Below are 14269 nucleotides of genomic sequence, written 5' to 3'. Positions count from 1 at the left end.
AGGTGATCATGAGGCACGGGAAGACCCGGCCGGAACGCACCCCGCGTTCCGGGTTGCTCGGCAGACTCGGCATCCGGGGCAAGCTCAACCTGCTCCTGATGTTGCCGCTGACCGCCGTGGTCCTGGTGTCGGTGCCTTACGTCGCCGGGGAGATCGACGACGCCCGGTCCGCCCGCACCACCGCCGACGTCGCGTCACAGGCCCGCGCCCTCGGCACGCTGGCGTGGGAACTGCAACGGGAACGGCTGCTGACGGCGCACTACATCGCGTCTTCGTCGGCGAGCAGCACGGCGATGCAGAAGCAGCAAGGCGTCGTCGCGGACACGGTGAACCAGGTGCGTTCGCAGCTGAGCGCCGACGCGCCGGAAGAACTCGCGGCCGCACTGGTGCGGATCGGGTCGCTGAACGAGATCCGGGAGAACGCGCTCCGGCGCGGCGCCTCGCTCGACAGCGTGGCGCGGACGTATCACGCGGTGATCGACTCGGTGATCAACTCGCTGCGGCTCGTCCCGCAGCAGACCAGTGACGCGGAGGGCACCCGGCAGCTGACGGCGCTCGACGCGCTGCTGCGCGCGAACGAGGAGAACTCGCTGCGCGGGGTGGCGCTGATCATCGTGGCGATCACCCCCGATTCCGGTGAACCGGTGCTGGACGACGCGAAGCAGCAATCGTCGCTGTTCCTCGAACGGTTCGTGCAGCAGGCCGATGTCGCCCAGGCGACGCAGGTCGTCGCGGTGGAACAGGGTGAGACGGGCCGCCGGGTCGACGCGCTGGAAGCCAAGCTCCCGGAGACCAGGGGCCAGCAGGCCGTGCAAGCGTTGCTGCCGGACATCCTCGGCGCCGTCGAGGCCCAGTCGAACCAGCGGCGGCTCGCACAGGACACGGTCACCACCGGCATCGCCGACGCGGCGACCGCGCGAGCCGACGCCGCGCAGAACCTGGCGTGGACGATCGGCGCCGGCGCCGGGGTGCTGTTCCTGCTGGTCGGTGGTCTCGCGATCGCGGTCAGCCGGTCGATCGCGGATCCGCTGCGGAAGCTGACCACGGCGGCGACGTCGGTCGCGGACCTCGCGAGCACCGAACTGGTCCGCGTCACCGACACCGAGCAGGCCGAAGAACTCGCGCCACGACTGGCCACCATCGACGTGTCCTCCCAGGACGAACTCGGGAAACTGGCCGAGGCGTTCAACCGGGTACAGGCCACCGCGGCCGAACTGGTGGAACGGCAGGCCGTCACGCGGCGCAACGTCGGCCTGATGTTCGCCAACGTCGCGAAGCGGACGCAGAACCTGGTGGGCAGGCAGCTGGCGCTGGTCGACGAACTGGAGCGCAACGAACAGGACGTCGCCCTGCTGGCGAGCCTCTACCGGCTCGACCACCTCTCCACCCGGTTGCGCCGGAACGCGGACAACCTCCTCGTCGTTTCGGGAAACCGCGACGAGGCGAGGATTTCCGGGCCGATCGAGCTGTCGACGGCGTTGCGTTCGGCGCTCGCGGAGATCGAGGACTACCAGCGGGTCCGGCTGGGCTCGATGGGCGACGTCCTGCTGTCGTCGCCGTTCGGTTCGGATCTGGTGCTGATCTTCGCCGAGCTGCTGGAGAACGCGACGTCGTTCTCCCCGCCGGAGTCCTTTGTGGACGTCGGCACGAAGATCCTCCCCGACGGCTCCTGCCTGATCGTGATCGTGGACCAGGGCATCGGCATGACCGCCGAACGGCTCGCCGAGGAGAACCGGCGGCTGGTCGAACGCGAGCGGCTCGAACTGGCGCCGACCAGTGTGCTCGGCCTGTTCGTGGTCGGGCGGCTCGCGCGGCGGCACGGGCTCAAGGTCGAGCTGACCGAGACCGAGCCGGGTGCCGGCATCACCGCGCGGATCGCCGTGCCGCCGAATCTGCTGACCTATCGGCAGCCCGTGCGGAAGTCCGTTCCGCCACCGGCGTGGCCGACCGCGGAACCGGGCGACGAACCCGCCCCGAGGCAGTCCTCGCCCCAGCCCCGGGAGAAGGCGTCCGGGCGCGAGCTGCCGACGCTGGCGATCACCGGGATGATCCCGCGCGACGGCCAGCGCCCCAAGGACTTCCGGTGGTTCCGCAAGACCGACCAGGAACTCCCGGAGCCGACGCCGATGCCAGAACCCACCCCGCCGCCCGTGCCACTGCCCGTTTACGAGCCTCCCGCGCCGGCACCGGTCGCCGATTCCGGGGAGACCCGCGGCGGGCTGCGGCGCCGGGTCAAGGGCGCGCAGCTTCCCGGTGCCCCCGAGGCACCGTCGCGGCAGAAGTCAAGGCATGATCCAGAAGCGGCCAAAGCGGCCTTCGACGGTTTCGAGGCAGGACTCGCGAAGGCCACCGGGGGGCCAGCAGAATCGGTGCCGCCGCAAGCCCCGCCACCCCCGGTGAGCCCACCGGCGGGCAACCCGATGCCCATGCCGACCCCGACCCCCGTGCCCGCCGCCTCCCGCGGCGGCCTCACCCGGCGGGTCCCCGGTGCCCAGCTGGCACCGGGCCTGTCGAAAGGACCGGCCGCACGGCACCAGACCGCGCGGGCCGCCCTGAACACCGCCAAGCCCAAGGGCATGCGTGACCCCGAGGCCGAACGTGCCGCGTTCGACGCCTTCAGTGACGGGTTGGAGAAAGCCGTCAACCCGGAGATGGAACAGAGAGAGAAGAGCAAGAGATGACGACCGGAGTCAGCGTCGAAGCCCGGAACTTCAACTGGTTGGTGACGCGCTTCGCACAGAACACGGCGAGTGCGATGGGCGCGATCGCCGTGTCGGCCGATGGCCTGCTGATCGCGATGTCGTCCGAACTGGAACGCGCCAACGCCGACCGGCTGGCCGCGATCTGCTCGGCGATGCTCGGCCTGGCACACGGTGTCTCCGAGAGCCACCCGCTCGGTTCACCCGACAAGATCATCATCGAGCTGGAGCAGGGCTACCTGCTGGTCTGCACGATCAGCATCGGCTGTTCGCTCGGCGTGCTCGCCACGAAGCAGGCCAGCCTCGGCACGATCGCCTACGAGATGGCGATGTTCGCCAACCGGGCCACCGAGGTGCTCACCCCCGCGCTGATCGAGGAACTCAAGAAGAGCGTCGGCAGCTGAAATGACGAGGGGATAGGGAATGAGCGACGATCAGGTACCCCGGCCCCGCGGCGGCGAACAGGGCATCTCGCCGCTGCGCCCGTATCTGCTCACCGCCGGCCGTGCGCAGCCGGTAGACGGCACGCTCGAAATAGAAGCGCAGGTGCTCACCAGCAGGCTCGGCGCGGCGTCGCAGGCGAGGCTGACCTTCGAACGACGGGAGATCGTTTCCCTTTGCCGGGAAACGAAATCCGTCGCCGAAGTGGCGGCGATGCTCGGCCTGCACATCGGCGTGGCCAGGGTGCTCGTGGCGGACCTCGCCGCGCTCGGCTATGTGGTGCTCCGGCGCCCGGCCGGAGCCTTCACCCAGGACCTCGGCATGATCGAAAGGGTCATTCGTGGACTCGAAGCAATTCGCTGAACCGGTGGCGGCCAAACCGCCGACCCCGGTCAAGATCGTCATCGCGGGCGGGTTCGGCGTCGGCAAGACGACCACCGTCGGGGCGATCTCGGAGATCAAACCGCTCACCACCGAGGCGGCCATGACCTCGACCGGCGCGGCCGTCGACGGCACGGGCGGGGAGGTGCCGTCGAAGACCACCACCACGGTGGCGCTGGACTTCGGCTGCATCACCATCGACGAAGAGGTGAAACTGTACCTCTTCGGCACGCCGGGGCAGGACCGGTTCGGGTTCATGTGGCACGACCTCGTGCTGGGTGCCTTGGGCGCGCTCGTCATCGTCGACACCCGGCGGCTCGACGACTGCTATCCGGCCGTCGACTACTTCGAGAAGGCCGGACTGCCGTTCGTGGTCGGGGTGAACATCTTCGACGGTTCCCTCAAACACGATCTCGAGGACGTGCGCTGGGCGCTCGCGGTGAGCGAAGACGTCCCGCTGATCACCTTCGACGCCCGGCAGCGGCTGTCGGTCCGTGACGCGCTGCTGGCCGTCCTGCACAACACCTTCCGCCGGGCTTCCGCCGTCTCCTGACGCGTTTCGTCCTCTAGTTGCGGTACATGCGTGTGCGACTAGAGGACGAAACGCGGGGGGTCAGACGGGCCGGGTGATCGCGGCCAGCATCAGGGCCCGGAGTTCGGCGGCGACGTCGGCGACCGGCAACGGCGGCGAGTGCGCCTGCCATTCCCGCAGCAGCCCGGTCGCCGCGCCGACGAGCGCGATCGCCGTCAGGCGGTAATCGCGGTCCGGCGCCACGCCGTGCGCGGCGGCGCGGCGGGCCTCGGTTTCGATGAACGCGGCCCACCTGTCGACCCATTCCCGGTGCTGTGCCTCCAAAGCGGCGCTGACACCGACCGCCTCGACGTAGTTCAGCCGCGGCATCCGGGGATCCGACGTCACGGTGCTGACGAAGACGTCCAGCAGGGTCCCGATCCGGATGACCGCGTCGGCGTCCTCCAGACGTTTCAGGATGCCGGTGACGTGCTCGAGCGCGAGGGCGTTGATGCGCTCGTGCAGGGTCAGCAGCACCTGTTCCTTGCTCTCGAACTCCTCGTAGAAGTTCCGCGTCGAGACGCCGGCTCGCGTGCACAACTCGGTGATCTTCGCCTGCTGGTAGCCCGTCGAGGTGAACAGGTCGAGGGCCGCCACAAGCAGGCGTTCACGCCGTTCGGCGCGCCGCTGCTCGGGTCCGACCCCGCCGTACGTGCGGGCCACTCGGCCTCCCCCGATTCGGTAACAGGGATTGCCAGATGCTAGCAACACCGCCTACATTGCGAAAATCTCGATTACCAAACTGGAGGCAACGGTGCTTCGGACAGTTTTGGTCTCAGCCCTCGCAGCCGCCCTGCTCGGCGCGCCCGCCGCGCAAGCCGCGCCGAGCGCCCCCGGGGACCTGGTCGACTACAAGCCGGTCATCGCCACCGCGCCGGCGAAGGCCTGGAAACTCACCTACCGCTCGACCTCGGCGACAGGACAGCCGAACACGGTGTCGGGCATTCTGCTGGTCCCGCCCACGCCGTGGACGAAGGGGGCGCGCCCGCTGATCAGCTACGCCGTCGGCACCCACGGCCTCGGCGATCGCTGCGCGCCGTCGAACCGGCTCATGAACGGGTCCGAGAACGAAGTCCTCCTGATGAGCCAAGCGCTTTCGCGCGGCTGGGCGGTCGTCGTGACCGACTACGAAGGCCTCGGCACGCCGGGCACACACACCTACGCCGTCGGCCAGTCCGAAGGCCGCGCTGTACTCGACGCCGCCCGCGCGGCCGCCAGGGTTCCCGAAGCCGAACTGTCCAAGACCGGGCCGGTCGGCGTTTTCGGCTACTCACAAGGAGGCCAGGCCGCGGCGTTCGCCGGTGAACTGCAACCTTCCTACGCGCCCGACGTCAACCTGGTCGGGGTCGCGGAGGGCGGTGTCCCGGCGGATCTGAACGCGGTCCTGAAGTTCAACGACGGCGGTCCCGCGTTCGGCCTGGTGCTCGGCGCCGCTGTCGGCTACTCGACGGCGTACCCGGAACTGCCGTTCGACGACGTGCTCAACGCGAAGGGCGAGAGGGCCGTCGCGAAGGTCAAGGAAGCGTGCACCGTCGAACTCGGCGCGGCGGCGCCTTTCGCGCGGCTCAACGACTTCACGACGGTGCCGAACGTTTCGGCCGGCCCGCGCTGGCAGGCCCGGCTCGGCGAGAACCTGGCAGGCAGGGCCAAACCGGGCGCGCCGGTCTACCTGTACCACGCGTCGCTGGACGAACTGATCCCGCTTTCGGTCGGCAAGGGCCTGCGCGACCGCTACCGCGCTCTCGGCGCCGACGTCACCTGGCAGGAGTTCCCGCTGCTGGAGCACATCGGCGGCGTCACGACGGGCGGCCCGGTCGCGATGACCTGGCTGGGCACCAAGTTCTAGCGCTCTTCGCGTCCTACCGGACATGTCGCGAAAGCCACTTTCAGGACATCTGACGTCTCGAAAGTGGCTTTCGCGACATGTGCTGTCGCCACACAAGCCCACCAGCCACTCCAGAGCGAAGCAAGGGACCTTTAGTATCGCCAGCTTCAACGCAGGCGCCTTCGAGCACGTGGCCGGTGATCAACGCCACCGCTTCTGGGTAGTTCGGCCGTTTGCGAGCTACGTCCGCCGCGACGGGGATGAGCAGTTTGTCCCGGTCATAGAGACTCAAGAGCATGAGAAAGGTCTATCACCGGAAACCGCCCGGCGCCGGTTCTCGAAACGCAGGATTTACCTCGGCACCCGGTGCACGCAAAGTGAACGTCACCGTAACTCTTCGCGTACGAAGGCCACTTTCACTGAATCGTTCTCGTAATCGTGACCGAAACCACCACATCTTTCGATTGCCCCTGGCCCCGACGTGGAGGAAAGTTTGTCCATCCGTGCGATGTGGCGCGCCTTCGCTGCGTGTATCCCGTCCACGCGTGAAACACAAAGCCGGGGAATGCGCATCGAAAGGTTTCACCACAGTGAGTGCCTCCACGATCAGCACCAATCAGCCGTCCGACCAGGTCGACGACGGTTTCCGACCGGGTCTCGAAGGCGTTGTCGCCTTCCGGACCGAAATCGCCGAACCCGACCGTGACGGTGGCGCGCTGCGCTATCGCGGTGTCGACATCGAGGACCTCGCCGGCAAGGTGACCTTCGGTGACGTCTGGGGCCTTCTGGTCGACAGCCGGTTCGGCCACGGGCTACCGCCCGCGGAGCCGTTCCCGCTGCCCGTGCACACCGGTGACGTCCGGGTCGACGTCCAGGCCGCGCTGGCCATGCTCGCCCCGATCTGGGGCTACCGGCCGCTGCTCGACATCACCGACGAGGAGGCCCGCGACCAGCTGGCCCGCGCTTCGGTGATGGCGCTTTCCTACGTCGCCCAGTCCGCCCGCGGCATCGGGCAGCCCGCCGTCCCGCAGACCCGGGTCGACGAGGCGAAGTCGATCACCGAGCGGTTCATGGTCCGCTGGCGCGGCGAGCCCGACCCGGCCCACGTCAAGGCCATCGACGCCTACTGGGTCTCGGCCGCCGAGCACGGCCTCAACGCCTCGACCTTCACCGCCCGCGTCATCGCCTCGACCGGCGCCGACGTGGCCGCGGCACTGTCCGGCGCGATCGGCGCGATGTCCGGCCCGCTGCACGGCGGCGCGCCGGCGCGGGTGCTGCCGATGATCGAAGAGGTCGAGAAGACCGGCGACGCCGTCGGCCTGGTCAAGGGCATCCTGGACCGCAAGGAACGGATGATGGGCTTCGGGCACCGCGTGTACCGCGCGGAGGACCCGCGGGCGCGCGTGCTGCGCCGCACCTGCCGGGAACTCGGCGCGTCGCGCTACGAGGCGGCCGCGGAGCTGGAGCAGGTCGCGCTGAAGGAGCTGCGCGAGCGGCGTCCGGATCACCCGATCGAGACCAACGTCGAGTTCTGGGCGGCCGTGATCCTGGACTTCGCCCAGGTTCCGCCGCACATGATGCCCGCGATGTTCAGCTCGGCGCGGACCGCGGGCTGGGCCGCGCACATCCTGGAGCAGAAGAAGACCGGCCGCCTCGTGCGTCCGTCGGCGAAGTACGTCGGTCCCGAGCCGCGGCGTCCGGAGGACGTCGAAGGCTGGGACTTGGTCGCGAAGCAGTCCTAGCGCGTGTTATGAACGGACCTTTCATAACAGAAAGTGTTATGAAAGGTCCGTTCATAACACCTGCGGGACCGAGGAATCGTGCGAAGCGGTCGTCGCGAGCATGGCCGTGAGCTGATCGACCAGCCACCCGTCGAGTATCTCCCGGGACAAGGCGCGTTCCTGCAGCCAGCTCAACAGGGCGCCCTCGACCACCGCTGTCCAGCAGCGCAAGGTCAGCAGGAGCATAGGCGAGGGCTCCGACACTCCCAGCGCGTCGAGAATCAGCTCGACGGCGCGGTTGCGGACCTCGTCGATCGCCGCGTCCGTCTCCGAGGTCGCGATCACCGAACCGCTGCGCAGCAAGGCGACGTAACCCGCCCGGTAGTGGTCGGCGACGTCGATCAGTCCGCGGACGGCGGCCCGCAGCCGTGTTTCGGGCGGGCCTTCGTCTAGTCCGGCGAGACCGTCGATGAGCCCTTCAGTGACCGTTTTCAGCGCCTCCACCTGCAGTTCCCGCAGGCTGGAGAAGTACCGGTAGAACAGTGGTCGCGAGACCTCGGCGCGGGCGATGATGTCGTCGACCGTGACGAGTTCGGGCGCGCGTGAGCCGAACAGGTCCAGCGCGGCGCGGATCAGGTCCTCTCGGCGTGCCTCCGCTGTCATCCGGCGGGGCCGCCTGGCGGATGTCACGGGGTGACGTCCAGTTTCGCCGCGGCCCGCAGCAGGCCTGGAGTGAGCCGGGACAGGACGAGCGCGGCCTTGGCCTCCGGCGTCGACGGCTGGATCGCCTTGTCCTTCTCGACCGCGCGCAGGATGTCGCGCGCGACCTTCTCCGGGCCGAAACCGCGTTTCGCGTACAGCCTGCTGCTCGACTTCTGGCGCCGCTTCTGCTCGACGTCGTCGACACCCACGAATCGGGTGGTGCTGGTGATGTTGGTGTTCACGATGCCGGGGCAGATCGCGGTGACGCCGATGTTCTCGGCGGCGAGCTCCGCGCGCAGGCACACGCTCAGCGTCAGCACGGCGGATTTCGTGGTGGCGTAGGCGGAAAGGATCTTCGACGGCAGGTAGGCGGCGGCCGAGGCGACGTTGACGATCTGGCCGCCTTCGGCGCGATCCCGCATCTGCTCGGCGAAGACGCGACAGCCGTGGATGACTCCCCACAGGTTCACGTCGATCAGGCGTTCCCAGTCCTTGACCGTCGTGTCGAGGAACGGGCCGGACAGGCCGATGCCCGCGTTGTTCACGACGATGTCCGGAACCCCGAACTCTTCCTTGACCCGCACGGCGAACTTCTCGACCGCTTCGGCGTCGGAAGAGTCCACTGTGTACTCGCCGACGGTGGCGCCCTTGTCCCGCAGGAGTTTCGCGGTGTCCGCGGCGGCGGAACCGTTGATGTCGGTGAGGACGAGGTCGGCGCCCTTGTCCGCGAAAGCGAGCGCGGTCGCGCGGCCGATCCCGCTGCCGGCGCCGGTGACCACGACGAGCTTGTCCGCGAACCCACCCGAGCGCCGGGCTCGTTTCAGCGCGCGGCTTTCCTCGCCGCCTTCGACGTGATCGATCAGCTCGGCGGCGGCATCGGCGATCACCCGCGGCTTTTCCCGGACCACCCAGTGCGTGCCGACGATCCGGCGGACCCGGAGGTCCGGCGCCCAGCGCTCGATCTCGGTCTGCAACGGCGTGGTGACGAACTTGTCGCCGGTGGGCGCGAGCACCTGCACCGGGATCTCGGCCTTAAGGGGCCGCGGCCGGGAGAGGCGCGTGAACATGTTGGCACGGTAGAGGTTGAGCCCGTACAAGCCGTCCGAAGTAGACGGTGCCGCGGCGGCGGGGTCCATCCGGCCGATGAGCGCGCCCATCGCGCCGGTGCGCCACAACAGCTGCGGTATCAAAGGAATCTGGAAGCCGAGGATGTACGTCGAGTGTGTTCCTTGGGCGAGCGCGTTCTTGAGCCGCTTCGGGCTCGGGCGCACCTGGGCGCGGAACCACGCTCCCGCGTGGTCGAGGCTCGGCCCGGAGATCGACGTGAACGACGCGAGCCGTCCCCGCAGCCTGTCGCCGGTGACGGAATGCCAGGTCTGGATGGAGCCCCAGTCGTGCGCGAGCAGGTGAACCTTGCCCTGCGGCTGGACTTCATCGACGACCGCGGCGAGGTCATCGGACAGCTGGTCCAGTTTGTAGGACTTGCGTCCCGAAGGCTTGTCCGAACGACCCGCGCCGCGGACGTCGTAGACGACGACCCGGTACCGGGATTCGAGCAGGGCGGCGACACCGTCCCACATCGACCCGTTGTCCGGATATCCGTGGACGAGCACCACCGTGGGCGCGTCGTCGACACCGGTCACCCGGACCGAGAGGCGGACACCGTCGCCGGCCGTCACCCACGTATGAGACATGATGTCATGTTAGACAACATGTCAATAAGGCCGCTTTCCCATCATCGCGCGGCCCGCCGTCCAGACCGTGTCGAGCACGAAGACGAAGGTCCAGATCCGGCCGAGGTTCAACAACCAGTGACCACTCCAGTTCCAGAACCAGCCGGCGTCGTGCGGCCCGCCGAACACCGCCTCGACCGGCCAGCTGTATCCGGCCATCGCCAGCGCCGCCTGCGCGAGGACATAGACGCCCGCGTGGATCGCCCAGTTCCGGATCGGATTCGCGCGCTTGTTCGTATCGGCCTTCACCGGTTCGGCCTCTTGTGATCCCTCCTCGATCATGCGGAGCGCCGGTTCTTCCTTCTGTGACACCGTTTTCGCTGGTTCCACGGGAAACTCCGCAACTCCGACCCGCCGTACGGTGCCACGGACCACGAACGATCCGGAAAGCAGAAGCGCCGCCGCGCCGAAGCACGCGATGCGCCAGCCGGTGTCCGAGCCGTAGAACAGGCCCGCCGAGAACATCCCGATCGTCGCTCCGAGTAGCGCCGCGCTCTCGTAGATCCCCATCGCCCGGCCGAGGCTGAGCCCGGCCGCTTCGGCGACCACCGCCTGCTCCACCGGGATGGCCGCCGCGAACGCCGCCGCGGACAGGATCCACATGACCGCGAGCACGATCGGGTTCGGCGCGAAGGACAACCCTGCGGCGAAGGCCGCGCTCGCCACCATCGCCAGGGCGAGCACCCTCGTCCGGCCGACCTTGCGGACGAAGCCGTGGAGGTGGTCCGGCAGGAAGCTGTACACGATGAACCCGGGGATGAACACGGCGGCGATCTCGCCGAGTCCCAGCCGGTGCCCGCGTTGGAGGTGCATCAGGAGCAGGAGCGCGACCCCGGCCTCGGCCATCGCGGTGAGCGCGACAAGGACGAGCATCGGTCGCAGCCGCCTGCCCAGTTGCCGAAGCCGTGGCGCGCTTTCTTCCCGCACCGGCGCGGGTTTGGCGTTCAGCAGCACCACCGCGGCCACCGCGCAGGCCGCCGCACCCAGCCAGAACACGCCCCGGTAGTCGATCCAGGCGATCGCGGTCAGCGCGACCACGAACGCGATCCACGTGCCGCTGCCCTCGGCCGCGAACAGCTTGCTGAAGGCGCCGTCGTCGCGTTCGAGCCCTTCCCCCACACGGGCCCGCAACGCGACCCAGAACAGCGCCCCTCCGGTGCCCCCGAGAACCGCCGCGCCATAAGCGACCTCGATTCCGGGCGCCAATGCGTAGGCCACAAAGGACAGTCCATAAAGGACCGCACCGGCAGCCGCCAGCCGCCCTCGGTCGAACCGGTCCGCGAGCGAGCCCGCGATCGGCCGGACCACGAACGACACCAGCGTCTCCAACGCGGCGAGCGCTCCGACCTCGGCGGCGGAAGCGCCGAGCTGACTCCCCACCCACAACGGCAGCAGGAAGTCGAGGACCTCCGCCGGCCCCCTGGCCAGTGCGGCGGCGAGCCGGTTCTCCTCCGCTCGCCGTTTCTGCGCGACTTCGTCCACCCCAGTACCCCCTTTTCGGATACGAATGTATTCCAAAGGCTCCAGCCGGGCAAGGAGTCCGCCGAAAAGTAGGATGCGGCCGTGCCGAAAATCGTGGATCGTGCCGAGCGCCGCCGGGAGATCGCCGGTGCCGTCCTGCGCATCGTCGCGCGCGAGGGCGTCGAGGCGGTCAGCGTGCGCTCGGTCGCCGTCGAGGCAGGCGTGTCCGCGGGTGCGGTGCAGAAGTACTTCTCCACCAAGGAAGAACTGTTCCGCTTCGCGCTCGACCTGACGAGTGAGTTCCTGGAGCAGCGCTGGAACACCCTCGATCAGTCCGGGAATCTCCTGGACTTGCTGCTGCGGCTGCTGATCGAGGCGATGCCCCTCGACGAGCAGCGCCGCGCGGAGGTGATCGTGATCAACGCCTTCACCGCCCGGGCCGCCGTTCTGCCGTCGTGGGCCGAGTTCCTCCGCACCGGCTACGACGAACTACAGGAGCTCACGACGCAGTACCTCGAGAAAGCCCAGTCCGAGGGACACGTCCGTGACGACCTCGCGGCCTCCGAGCTGGCCGACGCCGTCCTCGCCCTGACCGACGGCTTCGCGAACCGGATGCTCACGTCCGCCGACCCGGCCGCCCTGGTCCCTTCCCTGGAAACCTCCATCCGCACCCTCCTCACGCCCACCCCCCGCAATTCGTCCTCTAGTTGCGGTAGTTGCGCGTGCAAGGACCGCGACTAGAGGACTAAACGCGGGCGGCGAGGGCTGCCCGCACCCGGTGGACCATCGCCTTCGGGTCGACGTACAACTCTTCCTTGGTGATGACGATGAACTCCCATCCTTCCGCCTCGATGAGTGCCCGCCGCCGGGCGTCCAAGCGCGGTTGCTCGCCTTCGAGGTGCCACGCGCCGTCGTACTCGATGGCGAGTTTCGCCTCCCGGATCGCGAGATCCAGACGGCCGAGGAAATGATCGTCCCGGTAGACCTCCACCTGGGGCTCCGCCTCGATGTCGTGGAGGTTCAGCCATACCCTGACCTCGGATTCCGGAATCGACTCCGCTCGCCCATCCGAGAGGGCGAACGCCTGGCGCGCCCGGACAATGCCGTGGTCATGCCTGGATCGTAGGTACCCCTCCAGCGCGTCGCGGTCGACGAATCCCGCGCGGAGCAGGACATCCAGGAAGCCGACCACCCGCGGGAAGGAGCGATGGAGGCGAGTGTTGGTGAGGATGTCCATCGTCATGCGCAGAGGGGTGGCGATCCGGCCATCGCGCCACGGCTCGAAATCCTCGCCGAGGAGCCTGGTGCGGCGGAGGTGAGCTCCGCACAGACCGTGAAAGCCCTCCTGCTCGGGCACGACGAATTCAACAGGATCATCCGCGAGCGCGAACGGGAACCCGCGCACCGTCGCGGCAGAGCAACCGGTCAGCACCGCGCCGTCGGGCACGACGAGGGCCGCGGCCTTGCACCGCAGCCCGTGGTCTTGGCGGATACCCGCCGGGGCATAGACATCCTGGAACAGGCGGTTGTACAGGCCTGAACGGAGCTGGGCGCGAGTGAGGTCCCCTTCGCTGACGGCATGGCTACCGAGGAAGGGACCGGAGAACTCGCTGGTGAGGTTTCTGGACACGACTCGACGATGCCCCAAACCCCGGCCATCACCACGGTTCCAAGATCATCTTCGCCGCACTTGTCCACAACCCCCCTCGCCTGTGCACAACCCGCTCCCCCTCCCGCGATTCGTCCTCTGGTTGCGGTAGTTGCGCGTGCAAGGACCGCAACCAGAGGACGAATCGCGGGAGGGGCGGTGACACCGGTGTCCATCGACCGGTGGACAACCGGGTTCAGTCCTGCGGGCGTCCCGGGAGAGGGGTTCCGCGCAGCACGATCGACAGATGAAGACCGCAGTGAAAGTGCGCGGGTTGCGCAAGGAGTACCCGGGCCACCTGGCCGTCGGGGGCGTCGACCTCGACATCGAACGGGGCGAGGTGTTCGCGCTGCTCGGCCCCAACGGGGCGGGCAAGACGACGACGGTCGAGATCCTGGAGGGGCACCGCGGGCGGACGTCCGGCGAGGTCGACGTCCTCGGCGAGGATCCCGGCACCGCGGGCAGGGCTTGGCGAGCGAGGCTCGGGATCGTGTTGCAGACGGCCAACGACGCCGCCGAACTCACCGTCGCCGAGACCGTCCGGCACTACGCCCGTTACTACCCGGATCCCCGTGACGTCGGCGAAGTGATCGAGAAGGTCGGCCTGACCGAGAACGCGGGTGCCCGCGTCAAAAGCCTTTCCGGGGGACAGCGTCGGCGGGTGGACGTCGCGCTCGGCATCATCGGGCGGCCGGAACTGCTGTTCCTCGACGAGCCCACGACCGGGTTCGACCCGGCGGCCCGGCGCCGGTTCTGGGAGCTGATCAGGAGTCTCACCCACGAGGGCACCACGATCCTGCTCACCACTCACTATCTCGACGAGGCCGAGGCGCTGGCCGATCGCGTCGCGGTCATCACGCGCGGTGAGATCGTCGCCGAGGGGACGCCGCGGACGCTGGGCGGCCGTGCGACCGCGGAAGCCACCGTCCGCTGGGCCGATGAGAACGGCGTTCACCGGGAACGGACCCCTTTTCCGGCCAAGCTCGTCCGCGAGCTTTCCGCCGACGGCCGCGAACCGTCGGAGCTGACCGTCCACCGGCCCACCCTCGAAGAGACCTACCTCGGCCTGATCGGAGAAACCCGATGA

The 14269-nt window shown here is 68.6% G+C and carries 13 protein-coding genes and 1 pseudogene; 8 read left to right on the top strand and 6 right to left on the bottom strand.

The window, feature by feature from the left end; all coding sequences use genetic code 11:
* Nucleotides 1–8 precede the first annotated feature (8 nt).
* From BS329_RS10725 to BS329_RS10710, 4 genes are read left to right on the top strand one after another with little or no spacing between them, the layout of a single operon-like run.
* A complete protein-coding gene (locus tag BS329_RS10725; protein WP_076160149.1) occupies nt 9–2681 on the top strand; it encodes a sensor histidine kinase in 2673 nt (890 codons plus the stop codon).
* Entirely contained in the window at nt 2678–3103 is a 426-nt protein-coding gene (locus BS329_RS10720; protein ID WP_005156032.1) for a roadblock/LC7 domain-containing protein, read from the top strand. The genes BS329_RS10725 and BS329_RS10720 overlap by 4 nt, the downstream gene beginning before the upstream one ends.
* A 19-nt stretch (nt 3104–3122) precedes the next feature.
* Nucleotides 3123–3503: a DUF742 domain-containing protein gene (locus BS329_RS10715; RefSeq protein WP_076158799.1), complete on the top strand. Its 381-nt coding sequence runs from the start codon at nt 3123–3125 to the stop codon at nt 3501–3503.
* A complete protein-coding gene (locus BS329_RS10710; protein ID WP_076158796.1) occupies nt 3481–4074 on the top strand; it encodes a GTP-binding protein in 594 nt (197 codons plus the stop codon). Before BS329_RS10715 ends, BS329_RS10710 begins: the two co-directional genes overlap by 23 nt.
* 60 nt (nt 4075–4134) lie before the next feature.
* Here the strand turns inward: BS329_RS10710 and BS329_RS10705 are convergent, their stop codons facing one another.
* The gene (locus tag BS329_RS10705; RefSeq protein ID WP_076158793.1) at nt 4135–4755 is read right to left on the bottom strand and encodes a TetR/AcrR family transcriptional regulator; all 621 of its coding nucleotides are present in this window, start codon (nt 4753–4755) and stop codon (nt 4135–4137) included.
* 91 nt (nt 4756–4846) lie between these two features.
* Here BS329_RS10705 and BS329_RS10700 point away from each other — a divergent pair, with 91 nt between their 5' ends.
* A complete protein-coding gene (locus BS329_RS10700) occupies nt 4847–5938 on the top strand; it encodes a lipase family protein (RefSeq protein WP_076158790.1) in 1092 nt (363 codons plus the stop codon).
* A gap of 109 nt (nt 5939–6047) precedes the next feature.
* Here BS329_RS10700 and BS329_RS44465 read toward each other — a convergent pair.
* Nucleotides 6048–6215: pseudogene (locus BS329_RS44465) on the bottom strand (urease subunit gamma); the annotation flags it as partial.
* A gap of 292 nt (nt 6216–6507) precedes the next feature.
* Between BS329_RS44465 and BS329_RS10695 the strand changes: the two are divergent.
* A complete protein-coding gene (locus BS329_RS10695) occupies nt 6508–7659 on the top strand; it encodes a citrate synthase 2 (RefSeq protein WP_076158787.1) in 1152 nt (383 codons plus the stop codon).
* A 51-nt stretch (nt 7660–7710) separates the two neighbouring features.
* On the opposite strand, the gene BS329_RS10690 is transcribed toward BS329_RS10695, so the two are convergent.
* Genes BS329_RS10690 through BS329_RS10680 form a run of 3 tightly spaced genes read right to left on the bottom strand, consistent with a single transcriptional unit; the run spans nt 7711 to nt 11555 of the window.
* Nucleotides 7711–8301 (bottom strand): TetR/AcrR family transcriptional regulator, encoded by a 591-nt coding sequence (locus BS329_RS10690; protein WP_076158784.1) that lies wholly within the window; start codon nt 8299–8301, stop codon nt 7711–7713.
* Nucleotides 8302–8324: 23 nt separating this feature from the next.
* Complete coding sequence (locus BS329_RS10685) at nt 8325–10019, bottom strand: SDR family oxidoreductase (RefSeq protein ID WP_076158781.1); 1695 nt, start codon at nt 10017–10019, stop codon at nt 8325–8327.
* 36 nt (nt 10020–10055) lie between these two features.
* Nucleotides 10056–11555, bottom strand: coding sequence for an MFS transporter (locus tag BS329_RS10680; RefSeq protein ID WP_076158778.1), 1500 nt, complete (start codon nt 11553–11555; stop codon nt 10056–10058).
* Nucleotides 11556–11636: 81 nt separating this feature from the next.
* Between BS329_RS10680 and BS329_RS10675 the strand changes: the two genes are divergently transcribed.
* Entirely contained in the window at nt 11637–12275 is a 639-nt protein-coding gene (locus BS329_RS10675) for a TetR/AcrR family transcriptional regulator (protein WP_076158776.1), read from the top strand.
* A 4-nt stretch (nt 12276–12279) separates the two neighbouring features.
* Here BS329_RS10675 and BS329_RS10670 read toward each other — a convergent pair whose 3' ends face one another.
* Entirely contained in the window at nt 12280–13164 is an 885-nt protein-coding gene (locus tag BS329_RS10670) for an endonuclease domain-containing protein (protein WP_143252967.1), read from the bottom strand.
* A 265-nt stretch (nt 13165–13429) separates the two neighbouring features.
* Here BS329_RS10670 and BS329_RS10665 point away from each other — a divergent pair, with 265 nt between their 5' ends.
* Entirely contained in the window at nt 13430–14269 is an 840-nt protein-coding gene (locus tag BS329_RS10665) for an ABC transporter ATP-binding protein (protein WP_143252966.1), read from the top strand.

The sequence above is a fragment of the Amycolatopsis coloradensis genome (genome assembly GCF_001953865.1).
Lineage (GTDB): Bacteria > Actinomycetota > Actinomycetes > Mycobacteriales > Pseudonocardiaceae > Amycolatopsis > Amycolatopsis coloradensis.
Note: the sequence above shows the minus strand (reverse complement) of the source record. Positions and strands in the feature narration are given on the sequence as shown.